The organism is Pseudomonas crudilactis (assembly GCF_013433315.1).
Classification (GTDB): Bacteria; Pseudomonadota; Gammaproteobacteria; order Pseudomonadales; family Pseudomonadaceae; genus Aquipseudomonas; species Aquipseudomonas crudilactis.
Genome location: NZ_WXVV01000039.1, coordinates 1 through 26,676 on the forward strand (window position 1 = coordinate 1; position 26,676 = coordinate 26,676).

Annotated in this window: 28 protein-coding genes; 5 read left to right on the forward strand and 23 right to left on the reverse strand. The window is 59.2% G+C overall.

Annotation, left to right across the window (positions count from 1 at the left end; all coding sequences use genetic code 11):
* Positions 1 to 435 (reverse strand): TSUP family transporter (locus GTU76_RS29195; RefSeq protein ID WP_180700212.1); only part of this gene is annotated, 435 nt, incomplete at its 3' end.
* 100 nt (positions 436 to 535) lie between these two features.
* Between GTU76_RS29195 and GTU76_RS29200 the strand changes: the two genes are divergently transcribed.
* The 4 genes from GTU76_RS29200 to leuA all read left to right on the forward strand — a co-directional run bounded on the left by GTU76_RS29200 (position 536) and on the right by leuA (position 5,914).
* Positions 536 to 1,477 (forward strand): LysR substrate-binding domain-containing protein, encoded by a 942-nt coding sequence (locus tag GTU76_RS29200; RefSeq protein WP_180700213.1) that lies wholly within the window; start codon positions 536 to 538, stop codon positions 1,475 to 1,477.
* An 89-nt stretch (positions 1,478 to 1,566) separates the two neighbouring features.
* Complete coding sequence (gene xseA / locus GTU76_RS29205; protein ID WP_016984362.1) at positions 1,567 to 2,946, forward strand: exodeoxyribonuclease VII large subunit; 1,380 nt, start codon at positions 1,567 to 1,569, stop codon at positions 2,944 to 2,946.
* Between the two features lie 3 nt (positions 2,947 to 2,949).
* A complete protein-coding gene (locus GTU76_RS29210; RefSeq protein WP_180700214.1) occupies positions 2,950 to 3,771 on the forward strand; it encodes a M23 family metallopeptidase in 822 nt (273 codons plus the stop codon).
* A 463-nt stretch (positions 3,772 to 4,234) separates the two neighbouring features.
* On the forward strand, positions 4,235 to 5,914 hold the full coding sequence (leuA, locus tag GTU76_RS29215) for a 2-isopropylmalate synthase (RefSeq protein WP_008082522.1): 1,680 nt from the start codon (positions 4,235 to 4,237) through the stop codon (positions 5,912 to 5,914).
* A 143-nt stretch (positions 5,915 to 6,057) separates the two neighbouring features.
* Here the strand turns inward: leuA and GTU76_RS29220 are convergent, their stop codons facing one another.
* The 21 genes from GTU76_RS29220 to trmJ form a co-directional block, all read right to left on the reverse strand.
* Positions 6,058 to 6,849, reverse strand: coding sequence for an amidohydrolase (locus GTU76_RS29220; RefSeq protein WP_180700215.1), 792 nt, complete (start codon positions 6,847 to 6,849; stop codon positions 6,058 to 6,060).
* Positions 6,837 to 7,985 (reverse strand): pyridoxal phosphate-dependent aminotransferase, encoded by a 1,149-nt coding sequence (locus tag GTU76_RS29225; RefSeq protein WP_180700216.1) that lies wholly within the window; start codon positions 7,983 to 7,985, stop codon positions 6,837 to 6,839. Before GTU76_RS29225 ends, GTU76_RS29220 begins: the two co-directional genes overlap by 13 nt.
* 156 nt (positions 7,986 to 8,141) lie before the next feature.
* Complete coding sequence (gene der / locus GTU76_RS29230; protein ID WP_016984367.1) at positions 8,142 to 9,611, reverse strand: ribosome biogenesis GTPase Der; 1,470 nt, start codon at positions 9,609 to 9,611, stop codon at positions 8,142 to 8,144.
* A gap of 136 nt (positions 9,612 to 9,747) precedes the next feature.
* Positions 9,748 to 10,899, reverse strand: a complete 1,152-nt coding sequence (gene bamB, locus GTU76_RS29235) for an outer membrane protein assembly factor BamB (RefSeq protein WP_016984368.1) — start codon at positions 10,897 to 10,899, stop codon at positions 9,748 to 9,750.
* Positions 10,892 to 11,533 (reverse strand): tetratricopeptide repeat protein, encoded by a 642-nt coding sequence (locus GTU76_RS29240; protein WP_180700217.1) that lies wholly within the window; start codon positions 11,531 to 11,533, stop codon positions 10,892 to 10,894. Before GTU76_RS29240 ends, bamB begins: the two co-directional genes overlap by 8 nt.
* Positions 11,534 to 11,574: 41 nt before the next feature.
* Positions 11,575 to 12,864, reverse strand: coding sequence for a histidine--tRNA ligase (gene hisS, locus GTU76_RS29245; RefSeq protein WP_016984369.1), 1,290 nt, complete (start codon positions 12,862 to 12,864; stop codon positions 11,575 to 11,577).
* A gap of 37 nt (positions 12,865 to 12,901) precedes the next feature.
* The gene (ispG, locus tag GTU76_RS29250; protein ID WP_003227888.1) at positions 12,902 to 14,011 is read right to left on the reverse strand and encodes a flavodoxin-dependent (E)-4-hydroxy-3-methylbut-2-enyl-diphosphate synthase; all 1,110 of its coding nucleotides are present in this window, start codon (positions 14,009 to 14,011) and stop codon (positions 12,902 to 12,904) included.
* Positions 14,012 to 14,014: 3 nt separating this feature from the next.
* Complete coding sequence (locus GTU76_RS29255; protein WP_180700218.1) at positions 14,015 to 15,049, reverse strand: RodZ domain-containing protein; 1,035 nt, start codon at positions 15,047 to 15,049, stop codon at positions 14,015 to 14,017.
* Positions 15,049 to 15,807 carry a type IV pilus biogenesis/stability protein PilW gene (gene pilW, locus GTU76_RS29260; RefSeq protein WP_016984372.1) on the reverse strand — a complete coding sequence of 253 codons (759 nt, stop codon included), beginning with the start codon at positions 15,805 to 15,807 and terminating at the stop codon, positions 15,049 to 15,051. The genes GTU76_RS29255 and pilW overlap by 1 nt, the downstream gene beginning before the upstream one ends.
* A 12-nt stretch (positions 15,808 to 15,819) precedes the next feature.
* On the reverse strand, positions 15,820 to 16,968 hold the full coding sequence (rlmN, locus tag GTU76_RS29265; protein ID WP_016984373.1) for a dual-specificity RNA methyltransferase RlmN: 1,149 nt from the start codon (positions 16,966 to 16,968) through the stop codon (positions 15,820 to 15,822).
* Positions 16,969 to 16,996: 28 nt separating this feature from the next.
* Entirely contained in the window at positions 16,997 to 17,422 is a 426-nt protein-coding gene (gene ndk / locus GTU76_RS29270) for a nucleoside-diphosphate kinase (RefSeq protein WP_007916882.1), read from the reverse strand.
* Between the two features lie 88 nt (positions 17,423 to 17,510).
* Entirely contained in the window at positions 17,511 to 17,711 is a 201-nt protein-coding gene (iscX, locus tag GTU76_RS29275; RefSeq protein WP_008084655.1) for a Fe-S cluster assembly protein IscX, read from the reverse strand.
* A gap of 14 nt (positions 17,712 to 17,725) precedes the next feature.
* Positions 17,726 to 18,067 (reverse strand): ISC system 2Fe-2S type ferredoxin, encoded by a 342-nt coding sequence (fdx, locus tag GTU76_RS29280; RefSeq protein WP_007916885.1) that lies wholly within the window; start codon positions 18,065 to 18,067, stop codon positions 17,726 to 17,728.
* The gene (hscA, locus tag GTU76_RS29285; RefSeq protein WP_180700219.1) at positions 18,067 to 19,932 is read right to left on the reverse strand and encodes a Fe-S protein assembly chaperone HscA; all 1,866 of its coding nucleotides are present in this window, start codon (positions 19,930 to 19,932) and stop codon (positions 18,067 to 18,069) included. The genes fdx and hscA overlap by 1 nt, the downstream gene beginning before the upstream one ends.
* Before the next feature lie 51 nt (positions 19,933 to 19,983).
* Positions 19,984 to 20,505, reverse strand: a complete 522-nt coding sequence (hscB, locus tag GTU76_RS29290; RefSeq protein ID WP_175553268.1) for a co-chaperone HscB — start codon at positions 20,503 to 20,505, stop codon at positions 19,984 to 19,986.
* 8 nt (positions 20,506 to 20,513) lie between these two features.
* Entirely contained in the window at positions 20,514 to 20,837 is a 324-nt protein-coding gene (iscA, locus tag GTU76_RS29295) for an iron-sulfur cluster assembly protein IscA (RefSeq protein WP_003227904.1), read from the reverse strand.
* A gap of 34 nt (positions 20,838 to 20,871) precedes the next feature.
* A complete protein-coding gene (iscU, locus tag GTU76_RS29300) occupies positions 20,872 to 21,258 on the reverse strand; it encodes a Fe-S cluster assembly scaffold IscU (RefSeq protein ID WP_007916892.1) in 387 nt (128 codons plus the stop codon).
* Positions 21,259 to 21,359: 101 nt separating this feature from the next.
* Complete coding sequence (locus GTU76_RS29305) at positions 21,360 to 22,574, reverse strand: IscS subfamily cysteine desulfurase (protein ID WP_180700220.1); 1,215 nt, start codon at positions 22,572 to 22,574, stop codon at positions 21,360 to 21,362.
* A 47-nt stretch (positions 22,575 to 22,621) separates the two neighbouring features.
* Complete coding sequence (iscR, locus tag GTU76_RS29310) at positions 22,622 to 23,113, reverse strand: Fe-S cluster assembly transcriptional regulator IscR (RefSeq protein WP_003227911.1); 492 nt, start codon at positions 23,111 to 23,113, stop codon at positions 22,622 to 22,624.
* 238 nt (positions 23,114 to 23,351) lie between these two features.
* Complete coding sequence (gene cysE, locus GTU76_RS29315; RefSeq protein ID WP_026000547.1) at positions 23,352 to 24,128, reverse strand: serine O-acetyltransferase; 777 nt, start codon at positions 24,126 to 24,128, stop codon at positions 23,352 to 23,354.
* A 3-nt stretch (positions 24,129 to 24,131) separates the two neighbouring features.
* Positions 24,132 to 24,902 carry a tRNA (cytosine(32)/uridine(32)-2'-O)-methyltransferase TrmJ gene (gene trmJ, locus GTU76_RS29320; RefSeq protein ID WP_008084663.1) on the reverse strand — a complete coding sequence of 257 codons (771 nt, stop codon included), beginning with the start codon at positions 24,900 to 24,902 and terminating at the stop codon, positions 24,132 to 24,134.
* 145 nt (positions 24,903 to 25,047) lie between these two features.
* Here trmJ and suhB point away from each other — a divergent pair, with 145 nt between their 5' ends.
* On the forward strand, positions 25,048 to 25,866 hold the full coding sequence (suhB, locus tag GTU76_RS29325) for a type III secretion system regulator SuhB (RefSeq protein WP_016984379.1): 819 nt from the start codon (positions 25,048 to 25,050) through the stop codon (positions 25,864 to 25,866).
* A gap of 249 nt (positions 25,867 to 26,115) precedes the next feature.
* Here suhB and GTU76_RS29330 read toward each other — a convergent pair whose 3' ends face one another.
* The gene (locus GTU76_RS29330; protein ID WP_007956693.1) at positions 26,116 to 26,664 is read right to left on the reverse strand and encodes a glycine zipper 2TM domain-containing protein; all 549 of its coding nucleotides are present in this window, start codon (positions 26,662 to 26,664) and stop codon (positions 26,116 to 26,118) included.
* Between the last annotated feature and the right edge of the window lie 12 nt (positions 26,665 to 26,676).

Below are 26,676 nucleotides of genomic sequence, written 5' to 3' on the forward strand. Positions count from 1 at the left end.
CACCGCCCCCATCGGCACCGCCCATGCCGCCGACAATTGCGCCGGCCGCGCTTTCACCCACAGGCTGTAAACCGCGTAAGCGCTGATAAACAGCCCCATCAACAACAGCAACAGATCGGATTTGAGGTTGAGCAAGAAAATCACCCCCAATGTGCAACCCACCGCCATGCACGGCAGCAGCCGTAACAATTCCGGTTTGGCCACATCCCGCCGCGACGGCAGCAGATTGCCGAACGCCGCGACAAAATCCAGCAGCACCAGCAGCGGCACGATCTTCGACAATGGCAGGAACAAAATCAGAATCGGCCCCGCCACCAGCGCCGTACCAAACCCGGCAATGCCAAACACGATGTAAGCCAGCGCGATGCCGAAGCCGATCACCGCCCAGCCGCCAGCGCCCCACGACCACTCGCTCAACAACCCCGCCACGCTCATCGATACGCTTCCTTAATTAGCCTGGGATGACTTTAGCCAGCGTCGACGGTTGCGACTAATATCTTCAAAGTTGCTCAGCCATCTCAAAAAGGCATACCCGGTGCTTTCAACCCGTCAATTGCGTTACTTCGTGGAAATCGCCGAAAGCGGCAGCTTCAGTGCAGCAGCCGAACGGTTGTTTATCGCGCAATCGGCGCTGAGCCGGCAGATCAAAGACATGGAAACACGTCTACAAACGCCACTGTTCGAACGCACCGCGCGCCAGCCTCGCCTGACAGCGGCAGGCGAAGAGTTTTTGCCGCGCGCCAGAAATCTGCTCAATGAGTTGACCAAGGCCAGCGCCATGGCCACGGAAGTCGGCAATGGCCAACTCGGTACATTGCGCCTCAGCCACTCCAGCACTGTGTCGATCAGTGGTCGTTTGCTCAGTGACATCGGCGCGTATCTGCAGCAACAACCCGGTGTGTCGCTGGACATCGGCAAGTTGTCTTCCGAGGCGCAACTGGAAGAGTTGGCCGAAGGACGCCTCGATATCGGCCTACTGCGCCTGCCGGTGTTGCGCCAGCGCGAAGGCATTCAGATCGTGCCGCTGTTCACCGAGCGCTTGCTGCTGGCGGTACCGATGGATCATCGCTTGGTCGAGGCTGAGCGTGTCGATCTGGCACAGTTGAAGGACGAAGCGTTCATCTCGATCCCGCATCCGCAGCGTGGCGGCTTGAGTTATCTGTGTGCTGACCTGTGCATGCGCCAGGGTTTCTTCCCGCAAGCCGCGCGCGTGATGTCGCGCAAAACGACACAGTTACAACTGATTCAAGCCGGCTTCGGCATCGCCCTGCTGCCGGAATCGATGCAGGACATCGCCCCGCCCGGCGTACGATTTTTGCCGCTGGCCGATCCCGACTGTCAAAGCACGGTAGCCCTCGCCTATCGCCAGAATCCCACACCTTTGATCCAACACTTCATCCAGACTTTCACAAATCCCCCCTGTGGGAGCGAGCTTGCTCGCGAAAGCGGTGTTACAGCCAATTCAAATATCGACTGATACGACGCCTTCGCGAGCAAGCTCGCTCCCACAGGGGTTTTGTGTTGTGTCATGGTGATTGGCAGGAGAATGCCTTTAAACTGCGCCCCATGATTAAAGATCCCTTTGCAAGACTTGGCCTGGACCGTGAAGTCCTGACCGTCAGCCAGCTCAACGGCCGCGCGCGGGTGTTGCTTGAAGACGTGTTCAGCAACATCTGGGTCGAAGGCGAAATCTCCAACCTCGCCCGTCCGGCGTCCGGCCACATCTATTTCACCCTCAAGGACAGCGGCGCACAGGTGCGTTGCGCGTTGTTTCGACAAAACGCGGCGCGTGTGCGTCAGGCACTCAAGGATGGTCTCGCCGTCAAAGTGCGCGGCAAGGTCTCGCTGTTCGAGGGCCGTGGCGACTATCAGTTGATTCTCGACACCGTCGAACCTGCCGGTGACGGCGCCCTGCGTCTGGCCTTCGATGCGCTGAAAGAAAAGCTCAGCGCCGAAGGCCTGTTCAGTGCCGAACGCAAAGTGCCGTTGCCCGCGCATCCGCAGCGCATCGGCATCATCAGCTCGCCGACCGGCGCGGTGATTCGCGACATCATCAGCGTATTCCGCCGGCGTGCGCCGCAGGTGCAACTGACGTTGATTCCGACTGCCGTACAGGGCCGCGAAGCCACCGCGCAAATCGTCCGCGCGCTGAAAATGGCCGATGCGCGTGGTTTCGACGCGTTGATCCTCGCCCGGGGCGGTGGCTCGCTGGAAGACCTCTGGTGCTTCAACGAAGAAGCCGTGGCCCGCGCCGTCGACGCTTGTGTGACACCGATTGTCAGCGCCGTCGGCCATGAAACCGATGTGTCGATCAGCGACTTTGTTGCAGACGTGCGCGCACCGACGCCATCTGCGGCCGCCGAATTGCTCGCGCCCGATTCCAGCCATCTGATCCGCCAGGTCGAAAGCCTGCATCGGCGCCTGGTGATGCGCATGCGCGATCGCTTGATGCGTGATCGCCTGCGCCTCGAAGGCATGGCGCGGCGCCTGCGTCATCCTGGCGAGCGTTTGCGCCAGCAAGCGCAACGTCTGGACGATCTGGACATGCGCATGCGCCGGGCGTTCGAGCGCCATCTCAATACCCGTCGCGAACGCCTGATCCGCCTGGAAACCCGTCTCGCCGGGCAACATCCGGGACGGCAACTGGCGATGTTGCGCCAGCGCCTCGACAGCCTCGCCGAACGTCTGCCGCGCGCGATGCGTGAAGGTCTGAAAAACCGTCGCCTGCAATTGCACAGTCAGATGCAGACACTGCATGTGGTCAGCCCGTTGGCAACGCTTGGCCGGGGTTACAGCATTCTGCTCGATGAGCGCGGTCATGCCATCCGCAACGCCGCGCAGACCCATACTGGTCAGCGCCTGAAAGCCAAACTCGGCGAAGGCGAACTGCAAGTGCGCGTCGAAGACAATCATCTGACGCCTGTCACCCTCTCTTTACTGGACTGATCCATGCCGCGTTTTCTCGCTCCATTGTTTCTTCTGTGTCTGACCTTCAATGCCCACGCCGACAGTTACATCACCCGACTGCTGAACAAACCGGTGCCGGGCGGCGTGGCAGTGGTTGATCTGGGCACCGCCGCGCAGGCGCCGAAAGCCACCTATCAGGGCAAACCGGTGCTGGTGGTCAAGGAACAGAACAACTGGCTGGCGATTGTCGGCGTGCCCTTGACCGTGAAGCCGGGCGCGCAGCAGATCAGCAGCGGTGGGCGTAACCTGCCGTTCACTGTGGGTAGCAAGAAGTACCCGGAACAGCGCATTACTCTGAAGAACAAGCAGCAGGTCAATCCGGATCAGTCGAACCTCAAGCGCATCGAGGGTGAACTGGCCGAGCAGATCAAGGCGTATCGCAGCTTCAGCCCGAACACGCCAAGCAATCTGCTGTTGGACAAACCGGTAAATGGGCCGTTGTCGAGCAAGTTTGGCGTGCGTCGCTTCTTTAATGGTGAAGAGCGCAATCCACATGCAGGTCTCGATTTCGCGGTGCCAGCGGGCACGCCGATCAAGACCCCGGCGGCGGGCAAGGTGATTCTGATCGGCAACTACTTCTTTAATGGCAACACCGTGTTTGTCGACCATGGGCAGGGCTTTATCAGCATGTTCTGCCATATGTCGAAGATTGATGTGAAAGTCGGCGATCAACTGGCGCGAGGCGCTGTGGTCGGCAAGGTTGGCTCGACTGGTCGGGCGACCGGGCCGCACATGCACTGGAATGTCAGCCTGAATGATGCGCGGGTGGATCCGGCGATTTTCATTGGCGCATTTCAGCCTTAAGACAGCCGATGGGCTGATGGCCCCTTCGCGAGCAAGCTCGCTCCCACATTGGATTGCGTTCAAAACACAAATCCCTGTGGGAGCGAGCTTGCTCGCGAAGGCGGCCTACAACGCACATCAATACTTACTGAACTGCTATAAACCCCAATTGCGCCCCAATCAAACCTCGCGCAAATATCACAACGATCAGCGACCTCCAGCGCAATAAAATCCTGCAAAAACCCGCTTTCCGAGTATTCCTCTCAATTTTTTTCGACTGCTTGCCATCCTCTCCCCTCGCGGTTAGGGTTGAAGGCATGAAAACCTCTCACACCCTCATTCAGCTTCGCCAGCACCGCAGCCTGTGCCTCGTCAGCGCACGACTGCCAGGCTGAATCTCGGCACCTCGTCCCACGCTTTTCCCTGAACATTCGTAACACCGGCAGGCCGCCTCTTTTCGGCCCAGACAATAAGGAATTTCCCGATGAGCATGCTCAAAGATCCGTCTTCGAAATACCGCGCGTTTCCTGTCATCAACCTGCCGGATCGCACCTGGCCATCGAAAACCATCGACACCGCGCCGATCTGGTGCAGCTCCGACCTGCGTGACGGCAACCAGTCGCTGATCGAACCGATGGACGCGGTGAAGAAGCTGCGCTTCTGGAAAACCCTCGTTCAGGTCGGTGTAAAAGAAATCGAAGCGTCGTTCCCGGCCGCTTCGCAAACCGACTTCGACTTCGTGCGTACCCTGATCGAAGAAGGCCACATCCCGGACGACACCACCATTCAGGTGCTGACCCAGGGCCGTGAAGACCTGATCGAGCGCACATTCGAATCCTTGCGCGGTGCGAAGAAAGCCATCGTTCACTTGTACAACGCCACCTCGCCTTCTTTCCGTCGCATCGTCTTCAACCAGGACAAGGACGGCATCAAGGCCATCGCGGTCAACGCCGCCAAGCTGTTCGTCAAATACGCGGCGATGCAGCCGGACACCGAGTGGACCTTCGAGTACTCGCCGGAAACCTTCAGCGCCACCGAACTGGAATTCGCCAAGGAAGTCTGTGACGCGGTGATCGAGGTCTGGAACCCGACGCCTGAGCACAAGATGATCCTCAACCTGCCCGCCACCGTTGAATGCGCGACGCCGAACATCTACGCCGACCAGATCGAGTGGTTCGGTCGCAACATCAACCGTCGTGACAGCGTGATCATCAGCCTGCACACCCACAACGACCGTGGCACTGGCGTTGCCGCCACCGAGCTGGGCCTGATGGCCGGCGCCGATCGCGTCGAAGGCTGCCTGTTCGGCAACGGTGAGCGTACCGGTAACGTCGACCTCGTCACCGTCGCACTGAACATGTACACCCAGGGTCTCGACCCGCAGTTGGACTTCTCCGACATCGACGGCGTGCGCAAAGTGGTCGAGGAGTGCAACCAGATTCAGGTTCACCCGCGTCACCCGTACGTTGGCGACCTGGTCCACACCGCGTTCTCCGGCTCGCACCAGGATGCGATCCGCAAAGGTTTCTCCCAGCAGAAACCAGACGCACTGTGGGAAGTACCGTACTTGCCGATCGACCCGGCCGACATCGGCCGCAGCTACGAGGCGGTGATTCGCGTCAACAGCCAGTCGGGCAAGGGCGGCATCGCGTACTTGCTGGAGCAGGAATACGGCATCAGCCTGCCACGTCGCATGCAGATCGAATTCAGCCAGGTCGTGCAGCGTGAAACCGATCGTCTGGGCCTGGAGATGACCGCCAAGCAGATCCATTCGCTGTTGATCAGCGAATACCTGCAAGCCAACACCCCGTACGCGCTGGTCAGCCATCGCCTGCAGGAAGAAAACGGCAACAGCAATGTTGAAGTGGAAGTGGCGAGCAAGGGTCAGGGTGAAACCAATCTGCACTGGCGCGGCAAGGGCAACGGTGCGCTGGAAGCACTGGTCGCCGGCCTGCCGGTTCCGGTGGAGATCATGGACTACAACGAACACGCGATCGGCGCAGGCACCAACGCCAAAGCAGCGGCGTACATCGAACTGCGTGTGAACGGCGAACGTGCGGTGCACGGCGTGGGCATTGATGAAAACATCACCACGGCCAGCTTCAAGGCCCTGTTCAGCGCGCTGAACCGCTCGTTGAGCCAGCCTGAGGCGAAGGCGGCGTAATCCCCGCTGAAATGCAAAAGGCCCCGAAGTGAAAGCTTCGGGGCCTTTTTGTTCAAGATCAAAAGATCGCAGCCTTCGGCAGCTCCTACATTGGGATTTCGTACACCCTGTACGAGCTGCCGAAGGCTGCGATCTTTTGCTTTTCAGGTGAACTCGAATGTGTCGGCATCCAGATTCGCCGGGAAGCGCTCGCGATACGCCGCGAGCGGAGCCGCTTCCAGCACAGCCTTGAACACACCATCCGCCTCCCCCGCCGCCAGCAAGGTTTCGCCCTGGAAATCCAGCACCTGACTATCACCGGTATAAGCGAAACCCTTGCCATCAGTGCCGACGCGGTTCACTGCCGCCACATAACAAAGGTTTTCGATCGCTCGCGCTGGCAACAGGCGATTCCAGTGCAGACGTCGCGCGCCTGGCCAGTTGGCGGTGTACAGCAACAGATCGGTGTCTTGCGCGTCGCGGCTCCACACCGGGAAACGCAGGTCGTAACAAATCAGCGGCCGGATTCGCCAGCCCTTGAGTTCGAACTGCACCTGACGTTCGCCAGGGGTGTAGTGGTTATGCTCACCGGCCATACGGAACAGGTGACGTTTGTCGTAATGCAGCACTTCGCCATCCGGCCGCGCCCACAGCAGGCGATTGCGATGGCTGCCGTCAGCGGCCTGAATGATCACACTGCCGGTGATCACTGCATTGAGCTTCGCCGCCTGAACCCGCAGCCATTTGCTGGTCGGGCCGTTCTCGGCTTCGGCAAGGGTTTCGGACTCCATGGAGAATCCGGTGGTGAACATTTCCGGGAGGATGATCAGATCCGCGCCCTGCGCCTGCTCCAGCAACTGCTCGAAATGCTCGAGGTTGGCCTGACGGTCGTGCCAGGCCAGACTGGTCTGGATCAGCGCCAGGTTGAGATCGGGTAACGCACTCAGATCACGCATAGTTTCGCCGCCGCTTCACGCAGCGTCTCCTCGCGTTTGGCGAAGCACAGACGCACCAGGCGCTGGCCTTGCGGTGGGTTCTGGTAGAACACCGACACCGGAATACTCGCCACGCCGTGTTCGCGGGTCATCCACATGGCCATCTCGACGTCATTCAGGTCAGGACGGATCTGTGAGTAATCGACCAGTTGGAAATAGGTGCCGGTGACACGTTTGAAGGTGAAGCGCGACGGCGCCAGCAGATCGCAGAACAGGTCGCGTTTGGCTTGATAGAAACCCGGCAACTCTTCGACGTGTTCCGGGTGCTCGGCCATGTAATCGGCCAGCGCATATTGCAGTGGGGTCACGCCGCAGAAACTGACGTACTGGTGCACCTTGCGCAATTCAGCCGTCAGGGCTGGCGGCGCGACGACGTAGCCGGTTTTCCAGCCGGTAACGTGGTAAGTCTTACCGAACGAGCTGACCACGAAGGCGCGCTGATACAGCTCTTCGTGAGCGAGCACGCTGACGTGCGGCACGCCGTCGAACACCAGGTGTTCATAGACTTCGTCGCTGATCAGGTAGATGTCACGATCACGGATCAACGCCGCCAGTTGATCCAGCTCGGCACGGCTGATCAGGGCGCCGCTCGGGTTATGTGGGGTGTTGATGACGATCATTTTCGTGCGCGGGCTCAAGGCCGCCGCGAGTTTGTCGAAATCGATGGAGAAGTCGTCCGGGTTCAACTGCACATGCACGCAACGACCGCCCGCCAACTCGGTCGCCGGCTCATAGCTGTCGTAGCACGGATCGAACACGATGACTTCGTCGCCGCTGTGGATAACCGCCTGAATCGCACAAAAGATCGCCTGGGTCGCGCCCGGCGTCACGGTCACTTCGCTGTCGGCATTGACCTGCACGCCATAGCTGCGTGCGATTTTCGCCGCAATCTGTTCGCGCAGCGCAGGCAGCCCGGTCATCGGCGAATACTGGTTATGGCCACTGGCGATGTGTCGACCGACTGCATCACGCAGTGACTGCGGGCCGTCAAAATCAGGAAAACCCTGGGACAGGTTGATCGCGCCGGTTTGCGCGGCGAGCTGAGACATCTGCGTGAAAATCGTGATGCCGACATTCGGCAGCTTACTGGTGATCATCGGGGGTTCCCTGCTCAACACCCGGCTCTGACGACGGCGCGGGAGAGCCCGAGGATAGCCCATCCGGCGCCCATAAAAAAAGGGCGCCGGATGGCACCCTTCTCTCATGTTGATCGTTCCCACGCTCTGCGTGGGAACGATCAGCGACCCGCGACCTTATTTCTTGTCGCGGCGCTTCTTGTCAGCTTTCTTGTGGTGCGACATCAAACGACGCTTCTTGTTGACCTGGCGGTCGGTCAGCGTGGTTTTATTGCCTTCGTACGGGTTCTCGCCGCCCTTGAACTCGATGCGGATCGGCGTGCCGACCAGCTTCAGCACACGGCGGTAGGTGTTCTCCAGATAGCGCACGTACGACTTCGGCACTTTCTCGATCTGGTTACCGTGGATCACGATGATCGGCGGGTTAGCGCCACCCAAGTGAGCGTAACGCAGCTTGATCCGGCGGTTGTTGACCATCGGCGGCGCGTGCTCGCCAACCGCGTCTTCCAGAATCTGGGTCAGACGGTTGGTCGGCCAGCGGGTGACCGCCGACTTGAACGAGTTCTGTACGGATGCGTAGAGGTTACCCACGCCAGTGCCGTGCAGGGCCGAGATGAAGTGGATGTCGGCGTAATCAACGAAGAACAGACGACGCTGCAGCTCAACCTTCACATAGTCGCGCTCGCTCGGCGTCATGCCGTCCCACTTGTTGATCGCGATGACCAGCGCACGACCCGACTCGATGGCAAAGCCGAGCAGGTTGAGGTCGTGATCGACCACGCCTTCGCGGGCATCCATCACGAAGATCACCACGTTGGCGTCTTTGATCGCTTGCAGGGTTTTGACCACGGAGAACTTTTCGACTTCTTCGTGGATCTTGCCGCGCTTGCGCACACCAGCGGTGTCGATCAGCGTGTACTTCTCTTCATTGCGTTCGAACGGAATGTAGATACTGTCGCGAGTCGTACCGGGTTGGTCATAGACGATTACCCGGTCTTCACCGAGCATGCGGTTGACCAGGGTCGACTTGCCCACGTTCGGACGGCCGATGATGGCGATCTTGATGCCGTCTTTTTCGCTCGGGCCAGGAATGCGCTTGGCTTCCTCGCCTTCGGCAACGATCTCTTCTTCGCCTTCTTCCGGCTCTTCTTCGTCTTTCGGGAAATCACCGAGGGCGATTTCCAGCATCTGGGTGATGCCACGGCCGTGAGCACCGGCGATCGGGATCGCGTGACCCATGCCCAACGGAGCGAACTCAGCGCGGGCCATTTCCGGGTCGATGTTGTCAACCTTGTTGGCAACCACGTAGGAACGCTTGTTACGTTTGCGCAGGTGTTCGGCGATCATCTGGTCGGCGGCAGTGAAACCGGCCTTGGCATCTACCAGGAACAGCACAACATCCGCTTCTTCAATGGCCAGCAGCGACTGCTCGGCCATTTTTTCGTCCATACCATGCTCGTCACCGGAGATACCACCGGTGTCGACCAGAATGTAGGAACGCCCTTGCCACTTGGCCTCACCGTACTGGCGATCACGGGTCAGACCGGACAAGTCGCCGACGATGGCGTCACGAGTCCTGGTCAGGCGGTTGAACAAGGTGGACTTGCCGACGTTCGGTCGGCCCACCAGGGCGATTACGGGAACCATGCGGCTCTCCACTTCGTTATTTCAGAAAATACAAAAGCCGCTGCGAGGCAGCGGCTGGTGCTCGGGGCAACGCCTGTTAGCGCTGCAAGCCCCATGAATCCGGGGCCGCCTGGGGGTTTAACCCCAAGCATAGTTGTTACTTGATGGTCAGGGCTTCCAGTTTGCCGCTGTTGCCATATACATAAATCGTGTCACCCACCACCAGCGGACGGGCACGCAGGCCGTCGCTGTCGATGCGCTCACGGCCGACGAAACGGCCGTCAACCTGACTCAGCAGGTGCAGATAACCTTCCAGGTCACCCACTGCAACATAGCTGGAGAACACTTCCGGAGCCGACAGTTGACGGCGGGCCAGCGAATCGTTGCTCCACAATGCTGTGGTCGAACGTTCGTCGACGCCTTCAACGGTGCCCGAGGACAGGCTCACGTAAACGCTGCCGAAACCCTGAGCGATACCGGCGTAGCTCGACGCGTCGCGCTGCCACAGTTGACGACCGCTTTCCAGGTCCAGTGCCGCAACGCGACCCTGGTAGCTGGCAACGTAAAGCGTACCGCCGGACAGCAGCAGACCGCCGTCGATGTCGACCACGCGCTCCAGTTCCGAACGACCTTGTGGAATCGCGATCCGTTGTTCCCAGACCGGCACGCCGTTGGAAATGTCCAGAGCGACCACTTTACCGGTCGACAGGCCGGCCACCGCGAGGCGGTTGGTGACCAGCGGAGCACTGGTGCCACGCAGGGTCAGTACGGCCGGCGTGCTGTCATACACCCAGCGTTGCGTACCGGTCGATGCATCCAGACCGATCAGACGATCGTCCTGAGTCTGCACCACGACCACGTCACCGTTGTTGGCCGGTGGCGCGAGGACTTCGCTGTTGACGCGTGCACGCCACTTCTCTTCACCGTTGCTGGTGTCCAGAGCGACGACTTCGCCACGCAGCGTACCGATCAGCACCAGACCGTAACCCACGCCAACGGCGCCGGAGACAGGCAGGTCAAGATCCTGCTTCCATTTTACGTCGCCATTGCCACGATCCATGGCCATCACCACGCCGGTTACATCGGCAGCGTAGATGGTGTCACCGTCGATCGCCGGCACCAGCATGTTGTAGGTTTCGCCCTGACCGTCACCGATCGAACGACTCCACTGCTTTTGCAGAACCACTTCTTCTTTGAAGTCGGTCAGTTCGGCCGGTGGCAATTCTTTTTTGCTGTTGCTGCTGCAACCCGCGGCCAGAAGGGCCAGAGCCAGCAATGCTGCATGCTTCCAACGGATCACGTCACGCATCCCCTTTGGCCAGGTCGTCGAGCTTGATTTGAAGGCCACCGACCGCCGCTTCATCCGACAGTGCCGCCTTGGCTTTTTGATACGCCTTGTTCGCGTCATCGGTACGGCCCAGCTGTACCAGCAGGTCGCCCTTGAGTTCTTCGCGAGTGGCCAGGAACGCTTTGTCGGCGTCGCCGTCGAGCAGTTTCAGGCCGTCTTCAGCCTTGTTCTGCGCACCCAGCACCTGCGCCAGACGCTGACGGGCGATCTCGCCCAGCGCCGGGTTGGCCGGTTTGTCGACGATGGCTTTCAGCTCGGTCGCGGCGTCATCCAGCTTGCCGCTGTCGACCGCCACTTTGGCAACGAACAGGCTGCCGTACTGCGCGTAGGCAGAACCGCCGAATTCGCTGTTGAGCTTGCCGGCCAGATCCGCCACGCGGGCAGCATCAGGCTTGCCGTCAGGCGTCAGCGTGGTTTCCAGCAATTGCTGATAGAGCACCGAGGCGCCTTGCGACTGGTTGCTCTGATACTTGTGATAAGCCTGCCAGCCGAACACGATAACCAACGCCAACAGGCCGCCGGTGACCAGAGGTTTGCCGTTGCGTGCCCACCAGTCCTTCAAATCCGCCAACTGTTCGTCTTCGGTACTCGACACCCCAATACTCCTTAATCGCTAAATCGGCTGTTTGGACAGCTTCAACCCTGCACGACGCAGGTGGCCAGGTGAGCGGCGAGCGCATCCCAGGCAATGCTTTGTTGTTCGCCCTGGCCACGCAGGGGTTTGAAACCTACCACTTGCTGGGCCATTTCGTCGTCACCGAGGATCAGTGCGTACAGCGCACCGCTCTTGTCGGCCTTCTTGAACTGGCTTTTGAAGCTGCCGGCGCCGGCATTGACTTGCAGACGCAGGTTTGGAAGTTGATCACGAACACGTTCAGCCAGAGCCAGACCGGCAAGCTCGGCTTCTTCACCGAAGGCGCAGAGGTAGACGTCGACCTGCCGGGAGATTTCTTCCGGGATCTGCTCGAGGGTTTCCAGCATCAAAACCAGACGCTCGATGCCCATGGCGAAACCGACCCCGGTGGTTGGCTTGCCGCCCATCTGCTCGACCAGACCGTCGTAACGGCCGCCGGCGCAGACAGTGCCCTGAGCGCCGAGCTTGTCGGTGACCCATTCGAAAACGGTTTTGCTGTAGTAATCGAGGCCGCGCACCAGTTTCGGGTTGAGCACGTAAGGAATGCCGACGGCATCCAGACGCGCTTTCAAGCCTTCAAAGTGCGCACGGGATTCGTCGTCGAGGTAGTCGGCCATTTTCGGCGCATCGACCAGTACCGCTTGAGTGTCGGCATTTTTCGTGTCGAGCACACGCAGCGGGTTGGTTTTCAGGCGACGCTGGCTGTCTTCGTCGAGCTTGTCGTGGTGCGCCGAGAGGTACTCGACCAGCGCTTCACGATAACGCCCACGGGACTCGCTGGTGCCGAGGCTGTTGAGTTCGAGTTTGACCGCATCACGAATGCCCAGCTCGCCCCACAGGCGCCAGGTCATGGTGATCAGCTCGGCGTCGATGTCCGGACCGTCGAGGTTGAACACTTCCAGACCGATCTGGTGGAACTGGCGATAACGGCCTTTCTGCGGACGCTCGTGGCGGAACATCGGACCGATGTACCAGAGTTTCTGCACCTGGCCACCGCCGGTGATGCCGTGCTCGAGCACGGCACGCACACACGCTGCGGTGCCTTCCGGACGCAGGGTCAGGGAGTCACCGTTGCGGTCTTCGAAGGTGTACATCTCTTTTTCGACGATATCGGTCACTTCACCGATCGAGCGTTTGAACAGCTCGGTGAATTCAACGATCGGCATGCGAATCTGCTTGTAACCGTAGTTATCCAGCAGACGCGCAACGGTGCCCTCGAAATAACGCCACAGGGGTGTCTGTTCGGGCAGGATGTCGTTCATGCCACGAATGGCTTGCAGAGACTTGCTCACTTTAAATCCTTAAATTCGTTCGGCGCTTCAGTCAGGCTCAGCCGCGCGCAATAACCGCAGCGTCAGCTTCGACCTTTTCGGCCGCTTTCTGGCGGATCAGCTTTTCCAGCTCGTCCACCAGATTGTCATTCGTCAGTTTCTGCGACGGCTTGCCGTCGATGTAAATCAGGTTTGGCGTGCCGCCAGTCAAGCCGATATGGGCTTCCTTGGCTTCGCCGGGGCCGTTGACCACACAGCCGATCACCGCGACATCCAGCGGCACCAGCAGGTCTTCAAGGCGCCCTTCCAGCTCGTTCATGGTTTTCACCACATCAAAGTTCTGCCGCGAGCAACTCGGGCAGGCGATGAAGTTGATGCCACGGGAACGCAGATGCAAAGACTTGAGAATGTCGTAACCGACCTTCACTTCCTCGACCGGGTCGGCCGCCAGCGAGATGCGGATGGTATCGCCAATCCCCTCGGCGAGCAGCATACCTAGGCCCACGGCGGATTTCACTGTGCCCGACCGCAATCCACCGGCTTCGGTGATGCCCAGGTGCAGCGGCTGGACGATTTCTTTCGCCAGCAAGCGATAGGCTTCGACGGCCATGAACACGTCCGAGGCCTTCACGCTGACCTTGAAGTCCTGGAAGTTCAGGCGTTCGAGGTGTTCAACGTGGCGCAGAGCAGATTCGACCAATGCGGCCGGGGTCGGCTCGCCGTATTTCTTTTGCAGGTCTTTTTCCAAGGAACCTGCGTTGACGCCGATGCGGATCGGAATCCCGCGATCACGCGCAGCATCAACGACCGCACGAACACGGTCTTCGCGACCGATGTTGCCCGGGTTGATGCGCAGGCAGTCCACGCCCAGTTCGGCCACGCGCAAGGCGATCTTGTAGTCGAAGTGGATGTCGGCAACCAGCGGCACCTTGACCAGTTGCTTGATCTTGCCGAACGCCTCGGCAGCGTCCATGTCCGGCACCGAAACGCGGACGATATCGACGCCAGCGGCTTCCAGACGATTGATTTGCGCAACAGTGGCGGCAACGTCATTGGTGTCGCTGTTGGTCATGCTCTGCACAGCGATCGGCGCATCGCCGCCCACCGGTACATTACCGACCCAGATCTTGCGCGAAACGCGACGTTTGATTGGAGATTCGCCGTGCATGACTTATTGACCCAACTTCAGGCGAGCAGTCTCGCCACTGGTGAACGGAGCGATATCGACCGGTTGGCCGTTGTAGCTGACCTGTGCAGCACGGGCAACGCCCAGACGCACGTTAAGCGGCGGCTTGCCGGAAACGGTGACGCTGTCGCCTTTATGCTTCAGACCACTGAAAATCACTTTGCCACGGCCATCGGTCACTTGTGCCCAGCAATCGGCGCTGAACTGCAGTTGTACCTGACCGTCGCCAGCCACCGGAGCGGTTGCTTCTGCGGTCGCTGCGGGTGTAGCAGGAACAACCGGAGCGGTGACGGTCGGCGCTGGAGTGGTCGGCACGGTTGGCGCGGGGCTAGCCGGGGTAGCGACAACCGGCGCCGGTGTATGAACCGGGGCGGTCGGCGTTGCAGCCGGTGCTGCTGGAGCAGTTGCCGGAGCAGCGCCTTCTGCACCAGTCGATTCAGCCGTGGTTTCCGACTGAGGCAGCGCCAGCGCTGTAGAAGTATCGGCCTGATTCTCTTCGACAGCCTGGTCTTCCGGCTCGTCGATCGGGTGAATCTGGGTGGTACCGTCAGCCCCTTCGACTTCAACGTGCTCAGGCGCCAGAGACGTCAGGTCCTTGGTGCGCTGCGAAGTCTGATCCTGCCACCAGACGAAACCGCCGCCGATGACCGCGATCAGCAACAGCAGGCTGACAATACGCAAAATGGTGTGGGAAACCCGCACCGGCTCTTCGATACGACCAAGGGCGTGAACATTGCTGCCCTGGGAGTCGGTGCCGGTGGACTGGTCGAATTGCTGAACCAGAACGGTCTGGTCCATGCCGAGCAATTTGGCATAGGCGCGAATGTAACCGCGAGCGAAGGTATGCCCCGGCAGCTTGTCGAAAGCGCCGGCTTCAAGATTGCTCAGGGAAGTCACGGTGAGGTTGAGCTTGAGGGCCACTTCGGCCAGCGACCAGCCATTGCTTTCGCGGGCCTGGCGCAGGGTCTCACCGGGGTTAACGCGATTCGCTGCTACAACTTCGGGATGCGCCGCTTTCATCATTGCTCCGACAGGTATTGCTGATATTCCGGCGTACCGGGATAGAGTCGTTTTAATTGCAGGCCATAACTGGCGGCCTTGTCGCGATCTTCAAACACTTTTGCCAGCCGAACGCCGAGCAATAGACTACGTGCATTTTGTTCGGTCAGCAGGCTGAATCGGTCGTAATAGTCACGCGCGGGCACATAATGCCTGTCTTCGAAGGACAACTCAGCCATTTCCAGCAATGCGCGTGGTTGTTGGCGGTTCAAACGCAGCGCTTTTTCCAGCTGTTGCTGCGCCAGATCACGCTGACCGAGCTTCGCCGCCGTCATACCGAGGTTCTCGAACACACGCGAACGCTCAGGATACAGGGTATCGGCGGCGGCCTGTTCAAAACGCTCGTAGGCTTCTTTATAACGCTGTTGTTCGTAGAGAAAACTGCCGTAGTTGTTGAGGATACGGGCATCGGCGGGACGGGAGGACAAAGCCTTGCGGAAGTGTTCGTCGGCCAGCTCCGGCTCCATTTCGGACTGAAACACCAGCCCGAGGGCAGCGTTGGCATCAGGATCGGAACCGTCGATTTCCAGCGCCTTTTTCAGCGGCACCTTGGCCCGCTCGCTCATGCCTTGCTGCAAATATCCCAGCCCCAACTGCACGTAGGCAGCCCGCGCTTCATCGCGGCCCTTGCTGGTCTTCATCGGGTTGTAGTCACCCGACAGGACACAACCAGCACACAGGCTGGCCAACAGCAACAGCAGCGCAAAGCGCAGGGACATAGAGATCCTCTCTTAATTTGTGTTCGCGGCGTTCTGTGCCAGATCGCTGTCGGCGCTCAACTCACGCACGGCGATATAACGTTCGCTGCGACGGGTGCGATCCAGCACCTGCCCTACCAATTGACCACATGCGGCGTCGATGTCTTCACCACGGGTGGTGCGGACAGTGACGTTGAAACCGGCCTGATGCAACTGATCCTGGAAACGACGGATCGCGTTGTTGCTTGGCCGCTCGTACCCGGAATGCGGGAACGGGTTGAACGGAATCAGGTTGATCTTGCACGGAATGTTCTTCAGCAACTCGATCATCTCGACGGCGTGCTCAACCTTGTCGTTGATGTCCTTGAGCAAGGTGTACTCGATGGTCAGCACACGTTTCTCGCCAAGGGCGGACATGTAGCGCTGGCACGACTCGAGCAGCATCTTAAGCGGATATTTCTTGTTGATCGGCACCAATTGGTTACGCAATGCGTCATTCGGTGCGTGCAGCGACAACGCCAGGGACACGTCGATGTGCTTGGCCAGCTCATCGATCATCGGCACCACGCCCGAGGTGGACAGGGTCACGCGGCGCTTGGAGATCCCGTAGCCGAGGTCATCCATCATCAGATGCATGGCGGCAACGACGTTGTCGAAGTTCAGCAGCGGCTCACCCATGCCCATCATCACCACGTTGGTGATGGCACGGTCGACGGTTGCCGGGACACTGCCGAAAGATTTGTTGGCAATCCACACCTGGCCAATAACTTCGGCGGCGGTGAGGTTGCTATTGAAGCCTTGCTTGCCGGTGGAGCAGAAACTGCAATCCAGAGCACAGCCTGCCTGGGACGAAACGCACAGAGTGCCGCGTTTGCCTTGGGGAATGTATACGGTCTCGACGCAGCTGCCGGACGCCACGCGCACCACCCACTTACGGGTGCCGTCGCTGGAGATGTCCTCGCTGACCACTTCCGGACCACGGACCTCAGCAATAGCCTTGAGCTTGTCACGCAAGGCCTTGCTGACGTTCGTCATGGCGTCGAAATCATCGACGCCAAAGTGGTGAATCCATTTCATTACCTGACCGGCACGGAAACGCTTCTCCCCGATTGAGTCGAAGAATTTTTCCATTTCCTGTTGAGTCAGACCCAGCAGGTTGGTTTTTACAGTCGATGTAGTCATGGATTCACCTTCACTCTTAAGCCAATGCTTAGCGAGTGGTTACTTCAGTAGCTGCGAAGAAGTACGAGATTTCACGAGCAGCTGCGGCTTCGGAGTCCGAACCGTGAACAGCGTTGGCGTCGATGGAATCAGCGAAGTCAGCGCGGATGGTGCCGGCAGCGGCTTCTTTAGGGTTGGTAGCGCCCATCAGCTCACGGTTCAGAGCGATAGCGTTTTCGCCTTCCAGAACCTGAACAACAACAGGACCGGAGATCATGAAAGCAACCAGGTCGCCGAAGAAACCACGAGCGCTGTGCTCAGCGTAGAAGCCTTCAGCTTCAGCTTTGGACAGTTGCTTCAGTTTCGAAGCTACAACGCGCAGGCCGGCTTTTTCGAAACGAGTGGTGATTTCGCCGATGACGTTTTTTGCAACAGCGTCAGGCTTGATGATGGAGAAAGTGCGTTGAACAGCCATGGTGTAACTCCAGAAACGGTAATTTGCGAAAAATTAAACCCGCGAATTATACGCGGGTTCTTGGGTATTGCCTAACCTGCGAGGACGATCAGTCCAATTCTTCAGCCCAGAGCGTCTGAACCGCTTCCAACACCTTCTCGCCAACACGGCCAGAGGTATTGTCGAAATCCGGCAGCTCTTTGATCCATTGCTGCAGATCGACGAAATTGACAGAAAACGGATCTACACCCGGCTTGGCCTCGGCCAATTCTTCTGCAATACGTTGAACATCATTCCAACCGTAGCTCATGACAGTCTTACCAGTCAGTGCGGCGCTTCAGCCGCATGGTTAAGCGAATATTTCGGAATTTCGACGGTGATGTCTTCTTCACCAACGATAGCCTGACAGGCCAGACGCGATTGCGCTTCCAGGCCCCATGCACGATCGAGGAAGTCTTCTTCCAGCTCGTCAGCCTCTTCCATCGAGTCAAAACCCTCGCGGATGATGCAGTGGCAGGTGGTGCAAGCGCAGACGCCGCCGCAGGCGCTTTCCATCTCGATGTGGTGTTCGTGGGCCAATTCGAGAATCGATGTGCCGGGCGCAGCCTCGACCACCATGCCTTCAGGGCAGAACTTCTCGTGGGGCAGAAAAATGACCTGCGGCATCAGATATCCTCGATTTCATTCAGGTTGCGCCCCGACAGAGCGGCTTTCACCGTCAGATCCATGCGGCGGGCAGCAAAAGCATCGGTCACTTGCGACAGACGCTTGGTCTGTTGCTCGATGGCGTAACCATCAGTACCTTTCATCAGTTCGGCCAGTTCCTGCAACTGCAGGTCGATGACCATGCGCTCTTCGGCGTCGAGCAAACGCTCGCCGTCCGCCTCCAGAGCGCCCTGCACCGCTTCGATCAGGCGCTGGGCATCGACTTGCTGCTCACGCAGAACGCGGGCAACTTTGTCGTCATTGGCGTGCTGGAACGAATCCTTGAGCATTTTGGCGATTTCGCCGTCGGTCAGACCGTAAGACGGTTTGACCTGAATGCTCGCCTCAACGCCCGAACCCAGTTCACGGGCAGAAACACTGAGCAGACCGTCGGCGTCGACCTGGAAGGTCACGCGAATCTTCGCTGCACCGGCGACCATTGCTGGAATGCCGCGCAATTCGAAGCGCGCCAGGGAACGGCAGTCGCTGATCAGCTCGCGCTCACCTTGCAAAACGTGAATCGCCATGGCCGACTGGCCGTCTTTATAAGTGGTGAAATCTTGCGCACGTGCGACGGGGATGGTGGTGTTACGTGGAATCACCTTCTCCATCAGACCGCCCATGGTTTCCAGTCCCAAGGACAGCGGAATCACGTCGAGCAGCAGCAGTTCGCCGCCATCGCGCTTGTTGCCAGCCAGGGTATCGGCCTGGATCGCGGCACCGATGGCCACCACTTGATCCGGATCGATTTCAGTCAGCGGCTGACGGCCAAAGGCTTCGGCAACGGCTTCGCGAACGCGCGGCACGCGAGTCGAACCGCCGACCATAACCACGGCGTGCACGTCTTCCAGCTCAACACCGGAATCACGAACGGCGCGACGGCAGGCTTTCAGGCTGCGAGCGACCATCGGCTCGATCAGCGCATCAAAGGCTTCGCGAGTCAGTTGGGCTTTCCAGTCACCGTAGGCAACTTCAACGCTGGCCGCTTCGGTCAGGGCTTCTTTGGCCGCGCAAGCAGTTTGCAGCAGATTGCGTTGTGCACCCGGATCGAGATCGGCGGACAGGCCGGCGCTCTCGATGATCCAGCCGGCAATCGCGTGATCGAAGTCATCGCCGCCCAGCGCGCTGTCGCCGCCAGTGGCCAGCACTTCGAAAACACCACCGGTCAGACGCAGAATCGAAATATCGAAGGTGCCACCGCCGAGGTCATAAATGGCTACCAGGCCTTCGGCATGCTGATCCAGACCGTAAGCCACAGCGGCCGCAGTCGGCTCATTGAGCAGGCGCAGCACGTTCAGACCGGCGAGTTTCGCCGCATCTTTAGTGGCTTGACGCTGAGCATCGTCGAAATACGCCGGAACGGTAATCACCGCACCCACCAGTTCGCCACCCAAGGTCGCTTCGGCGCGCTGACGCAGGACCTTGAGGATATCAGCGGAGACTTCGACCGGGCTTTTCGGGCCCTGCACGGTGTCGATGAACGGCATGTGCGATTCGCCACCGACAAAGCGGTATGGCAATTGTTCGCCCAATTGCTTGACGTCGGACAGACCGCGACCCATCAAGCGCTTGACCGACAGCACGGTGTTCAAAGGATCGGAAGCGGCGGCCAGTTTGGCCGACTCGCCGACTTCGACGCGATCGGCGTGGTAACGCACAGCGGACGGCAGGATGACCTGCCCGTTTGCGTCGGCCAACGGCTCGGAAAGACCACTGCGCAACGCAGCGACCAGCGAATTGGTAGTGCCCAAGTCGATCCCCACAGCCAGACGACGCTGGTGCGGTTGAGGACTTTGGCCGGGTTCGGCGATCTGCAGTAGGGCCATCGTGATCAGGACTTATCTGTATATCAGGCGTGCGACCGGAGCGGCACTGGGTTAATCGTCGAGGCGCTCTTCTAACTGGCGCACTTCGTAGGTGAGCTTGTCGAGGAACTGCATGCGCCGCATCAGGCGTTCGGCCTGCTCACGTTGCGCTGCGTCATCCCAACAGGCTGCGAAGCTTTCATTGAGTTCTTCCTGAGCCGATTTCAAGCGCCGCTTGAACACGGCGACGCCGTCGAGGTCGGCACTGTCCTGGAGGTCTTCGAGCTCTTCGCGCCATTGCATCTGCTGCAGAAGAAACTCGGGATCATGCACAGTGACTTCCATCGGCACTTCATGCCCGCTGATGGTCAGCAGGTAGCGTGCGCGCTGGGCCGGACTCTTGAGCGTCTGATAGGCGTCGTTGAGCCGTGCAGACTGCTCGAGTGCCGACCGCTGCTCACGCTCGGAAGCGTCGGCAAAACGGTCAGGATGAACGCCGCGCGCCAACTCACGATAGCGCGTGGCCAACTGCTCGAGATCCAGACGGAAACCCGGTTGCAGCTCGAATAAAGCGAAATGACAAGGAATACCCACGACAAGCCTCAGATGTTGAAGCTTTCGCCGCAGCCACATTCACCGCGTACGTTGGGGTTGTTGAACTTGAAGCCTTCGTTCAACCCTTCCTTGACGAAATCGAGCTCGGTGCCGTCCAGGTAGGCGAGGCTTTTCGGGTCGATGATCACTTTTTCGCCGTGACTTTCGAACACCTGATCCTCTGCAACCACCTCGTCGACAAACTCCAGCACGTAGGCAAGGCCGGAACAGCCTGTGGTGCGAACACCCAGACGAATCCCTTCACCTTTGCCGCGCCCGTCGAGGGAGCGCCGCACGTGTCGAGCAGCCGCTTCTGTCATGCTGATAGCCATCGGTGACTCCTTACTCGTCGCCAAATCCAGAAAGTCAGATCAAGCCTTTCTTCTGCTTGTAATCGCGAACAGCCGCTTTGATAGCGTCTTCAGCCAGTACCGAGCAGTGAATTTTCACTGGCGGCAGGGCCAGTTCTTCGGCCAGCTGAGTGTTCTTGATGGTTTCTGCTTCGTCCAGGGTCTTGCCCTTCATCCACTCGGTGGCGAGGGAGCTGGAAGCGATAGCCGAACCGCAGCCGTAGGTCTTGAACTTGGCATCTTCGATGATGCCAGCGTCGTTGACCTTGATTTGCAGACGCATCACATCGCCGCACGCCGGAGCGCCGACCATGCCGGTGCCGACATCAGGATCTTCCGCGTTCATCTTGCCGACGTTGCGCGGGTTTTCGTAGTGGTCGATGACCTTTTCGCTGTAAGCCATGATTCTCAATCCTCACTCATCAGGGCCGCTCTTGAGACCCTGCAACTGCGCTGCGTAAACCGCCGCGTCGCTACAGGATCTGTATCTGGCGGCTTCTATATTTAGTGTGCCGCCCACTCGATTTTCGAGATATCGACGCCGTCTTTGTACATGTCCCACAGCGGCGACAAAGCGCGCAGCTTGGTAACGGCCTCGCAGACTTTCTGCGCGGCGTAGTCGATTTCTTCTTCGGTGGTGAAACGGCCGAAGGTGAAGCGGATCGAGCTGTGTGCCAGTTCGTCGTTGCGGCCCAGGGCGCGCAGTACGTACGAAGGCTCCAGCGACGCCGAGGTGCACGCCGAACCGGACGATACCGCGAGATCCTTGAGCGCCATGATCAGCGACTCGCCTTCAACGTAGTTGAAGCTCAGGTTCAGGTTGTGCGGAACGCGGGCGGTCAGGCTGCCGTTGACGTACAGCTCTTCCAGGTGCTCGACCTGCTTGTAGAAGCGGTCGCTCAAGGCTTTGATACGGACGTTTTCGGCAGCCATGTCTTCTTTGGCTACGCGGAACGCTTCGCCCATGCCGACGATCTGGTGGGTCGCCAGGGTGCCGGATCGCATGCCGCGCTCGTGACCGCCGCCGTGCATGGTCGCTTCGATGCGCACACGCGGCTTGCGGCTGACGTACAGCGCGCCGATGCCTTTAGGGCCGTAGGTTTTGTGGGCGGAGAACGACATCATGTCGACTTTCAGTTTCTGCAGGTCGATCTCGACCTTGCCAGTGGACTGAGCAGCGTCGACGTGGAACAGAATGCCCTTGGCGCGGAGCATTTCGCCGATCGCGGCGATGTCGTTAACGGTGCCGATTTCGTTGTTCACGTGCATCACGGAGACCAGAATGGTGTCTTCGCGCAGTGCCGCATCAATCATGGCCGGAGTGATCAGACCGTCTTCGGTCGGCTCGAGGTAAGTGACCTCGAAACCTTCACGCTCCAGTTGGCGCATGGTGTCGAGGACAGCCTTGTGCTCGATCTTGGAGGTGATCAGGTGCTTGCCCTTGGAGCCGTAGAAATGCGCCGCACCCTTGATTGCCAGGTTGTCGGATTCGGTAGCGCCCGAGGTCCAGACGATTTCGCGCGGATCGGCGTTGACCAGATCGGCCACCTGACGACGGGCGTTTTCGACGGACTCTTCAGCTTTCCAGCCGAATACGTGGGAACGGGACGCCGGATTACCGAAGTTTCCGTCGACCAGCAGGCATTCACTCATTTTTTGCGCAACACGCGGATCAACCGGGGTGGTCGCAGAGTAATCAAGGTAAATCGGCAATTTCATGGACTATCTCCTAAATCAGGGCTGGCGTGCCGCTAGCTCTTTGGCTGTCATTCGACGGCGGACGCTTCAATCTTGTCCAGGCGTGGCGCCTTGCTGTTGCAACGGCGCTGGTCCTGACGCTGGGCTACTTCTTGCACCTCACGGCGAGTCACAAGATCAGCCAAGCTGATACCACTTAGAAATTCGTGAATCTGCAGGCTCAAGTCGCACCACAGATGGTGAGTCAGGCAGGTGTCGCCGGAATGGCAATCGCCCTGGCCCTGGCATTTGGTGGCATCGACCGATTCGTTTACCGCATCGATCACCTGAGCGACCTGAATGCCCTGCATGTCGCGGGACAACTGGTAGCCACCACCCGGGCCGCGAACACTGGAAACCAGGTTGCTGCGACGCAGCTTGGCGAACAGCTGTTCGAGGTAGGACAGGGAGATGCCTTGGCGCTCGGAGATATCGGCCAGGGACACGGGCCCGTGCTGCGCGTGCAACGCCAGGTCAAGCATGGCGGTCACGGCGTATCGGCCTTTTGTAGTCAGTCGCATGGACAGTTACCACGGAGTTCAGAATGGGGCGAGTATGCAATTCCCGAGTATTTAAGTCAACTTTAAGACCTAGTACTTTAGTCAGGATTACCCGCAAAAGAGCGCGCGCATCATAGCAAAGGCTGGCGGCATGCAGCCAGCGGTACCGCGTGATCGTTCTTCGCGAGCAAGCTCGCTCCCACAAGGACAATACATTCCATTGTGGGAGCGAGCTTGCTCGCGAAGGCAGCGGCGCGGTTTAGCTAGCCTGACTCTGATCCTTATCCTTAACGCAGGCGAAGTCTTCTTCGCGCAGCTCAGGCAGATCTTTCGCACAGTAATTACTGCCCAGATCCTTCAGCGCGCCGCACATACCCTCCAGACGCCCGTCCACCGCTTGCAGGTGATCGAGCAATTGACCGATGGCGCGCGCCACCGGGTCAGGCATGTCTTCGCTGACACCGTAGGCATCGAAACCGATCTTCTCGGCCATGGCCTTGCGCTTGGCATCCTGCTCTTCATCGGACTTGACGATGATTCGACCTGGAATACCGACAACAGTGGCGCCCGGCGGCACTTCTTTGGTCACCACGGCGTTGGAACCCACCTTGGCACCGGCACCGACCGTAAACGGACCGAGCACTTTGGCGCCCGCACCGACCACCACACCATCACCCAGCGTCGGGTGACGCTTGCCTTTATTCCAACTGGTGCCGCCGAGGGTCACGCCCTGATAAATGGTCACGTCATCGCCAATTTCAGCGGTTTCACCGATGACAATGCCCATGCCGTGGTCGATAAAGAAACGACGACCGACTTTGGCCCCCGGATGAATCTCGATCCCGGTCAACCAGCGACCGAAGTTCGAAACCAGCCGTGCCAGCCATTTCAGTTCGTTGCGCCACAGCATGCCGGCCAATCGATGAATCCAGATCGCGTGCATGCCGGGGTAGCAGGTCAGAACTTCAAAAGCGTTACGCGCTGCCGGGTCTCGATGGAACACGCTCTGGATATCTTCACGCAAACGCTCAAACATCATTTAGTCCTTCCGCTTAAGAAGCTCACCACGGGCCGCTTTCTGGGTTTCCGTGAGGATGCCACGCAAAATATTCATTTCCGCCCGGCTGACCGAGCTGCGTCCGTACAACCGGCGCAGGCGCGCCATCAAGTGCCGTGGTTTTTCCGGATCGAGGAACTCGATGGCGACCAGCGTCTGCTCCAGATGCTCATAAAAGCGCTCCAGTTCATCCATGGTCGCCAGCTCGGCGCTTTTCACCGAGGCCACTTCTTCTTTCTCGATCTTGCTCGGCTGACCTTGTGCGGCCAGCCAGGCCATGCGCACTTCGTAGCTCAACACCTGCACCGCCGCGCCGAGGTTCAGCGAGCTGAACTCAGGGTCGGAGGGAATATGCACGTGAAAGTGACATCGCTGCAGTTCGTCATTGGTCAGACCGGAATCTTCACGACCAAACACCAGCGCAATTTCAGCGCCCTGCCCGGCCTCCTCAACCACTTTGGTTCCGCATTCGCGAGGGTCCAGCAGCGGCCAGGGGATTCGACGGTCACGGGCGCTGGTGCCAAGCACCAGATTGCAGCCGACCAAAGCGTCTTCCAAGGTAGCGACGACTTGCGCGTTTTCAAGGATGTCACCGGCACCGGAGGCGCGAGCATCGGCCTCGTGGTGCGGAAACAGGCGCGGTTCGACCAGCACCAATCGCGACAGACCCATGTTTTTCATGGCGCGCGCGGCCCCGCCGATATTGCCGGGGTGGCTGGTATTGACCAGGACGACACGAATGTTCTGCAGCAAGGGAGGCGCTCTCGGACACAGGAAAGGGGTGCAAATCTTACAGAACAGCCTACCGTTAAGCTATGAAAGCGAACAGCGTCCTTCACCTGAAGAAAAGTTCTGATAGAATGCGCGGCTTTCTTTAACAACCTTAGGTGACACATCCATGCAGCCCATGCTGAATATCGCGCTGCGCGCCGCCCGCAGCGCCAGTGAACTGATCTTCCGCTCCATCGAGCGCCTGGATACCATCAAGGTCGACGAAAAAGACGCCAAGGATTATGTATCCGAGGTCGATCGCGCCGCCGAACAGAAAATCATCGACGCGCTGCGCAAGGCTTACCCTAACCACTCCATCCGCGGTGAAGAGACCGGCCTGCACGCTGGCACCGGCATCGAAGGCGAAGAGTACCTGTGGATCATCGATCCGCTGGACGGCACCACCAACTTCCTGCGCGGCATTCCTCACTTCGCTGTCAGCATTGCCTGCAAATACCGTGGTCGCCTGGAACACGCTGTTGTTCTGGATCCGGTTCGCCAGGAAGAATTCACCGCCAGCCGTGGTCGCGGCGCTCAACTGAACGGTCGTCGCCTGCGCGTCAGCGGTCGCACCAGCCTCGACGGCGCCCTGCTCGGTACCGGCTTCCCGTTCCGTGACGACCAGATGGACAACCTCGACAACTACCTAGGCATGTTCCGCGCCCTGGTTGGCCAGACTGCCGGCATCCGCCGCGCCGGTTCCGCCAGCCTCGACCTGGCTTACGTCGCTGCCGGTCGTTTCGATGCGTTCTGGGAGTCGGGCCTGTCCGAATGGGACATGGCTGCAGGCGCCCTGCTGATTCAAGAAGCTGGCGGCCTGGTGAGCGACTTCACCGGCGGTCACGACTTCCTTGAAAAAGGTCACATCGTTGCCGGCAACACCAAATGCTTCAAGGCAGTACTGACGGCGATCCAGCCGCACCTGCCGGCTTCGCTGAAGCGCTAAGCTTCCCGCGAAACGAAAAAAGCACCCTTCGGGGTGCTTTTTTTATGTCTGGAATTCGTCACCCGCCACACCACGGGACCAATGTAGGAGTGAGCCTGCTCGCGATAGCGATGTATCAGCCACCACCTGCATCGAATGATAAATAGCTATCGCGAGCAGGCTCACTCCTACAGGGATTTGTTGCGTGACTTAAATGGCGGGCACAAAAAAAGCACCCCGCAGGGTGCTTCTTGTTAAAACAGTCGGTCCTTACTGACCCGGCTCATTCTGCGACAGAATCAGCTTGCCTTCCTTGTCGACCGGAATCTGGTTGCCCGGATCGCGATCCATCCGCACTTTGCCTTCTTTGCCATCGAGCGAGTAACGCACGTCGTAACCGACGACCTTGTCGCTGATGTCATTGACCGTGTTGCAGCGGGTTTGTGTAGTGGTGTAAGTGTCACGCTCTTGCATGCCTTCCTGCACCTTGTTACCCGCATAACCGCCACCGACCGCACCGGCTACCGTGGCAATTTTCTTGCCGGTGCCGCCGCCAATCTGATTACCCAGCAAACCACCTGCCAGCGCACCGACGACGGTACCGGCAATCTGGTGCTGATCTTTTACCGGTGCCTGACGAGTCACTGTCACGTCCTTGCACACTTCACGTGGAGTCTTGATCTGTGTTTTAACCGGTTCAACGGCCAACACTTGCGCATACTCAGGGCCGCTTTTAACCAGGCTGTAGGTGGCAACAGCGCCCCCGGCAGTCACACCGACAGCACCCAATACCGCACCAACCAGCAACGACTTGTTCACATGAACCTCCTG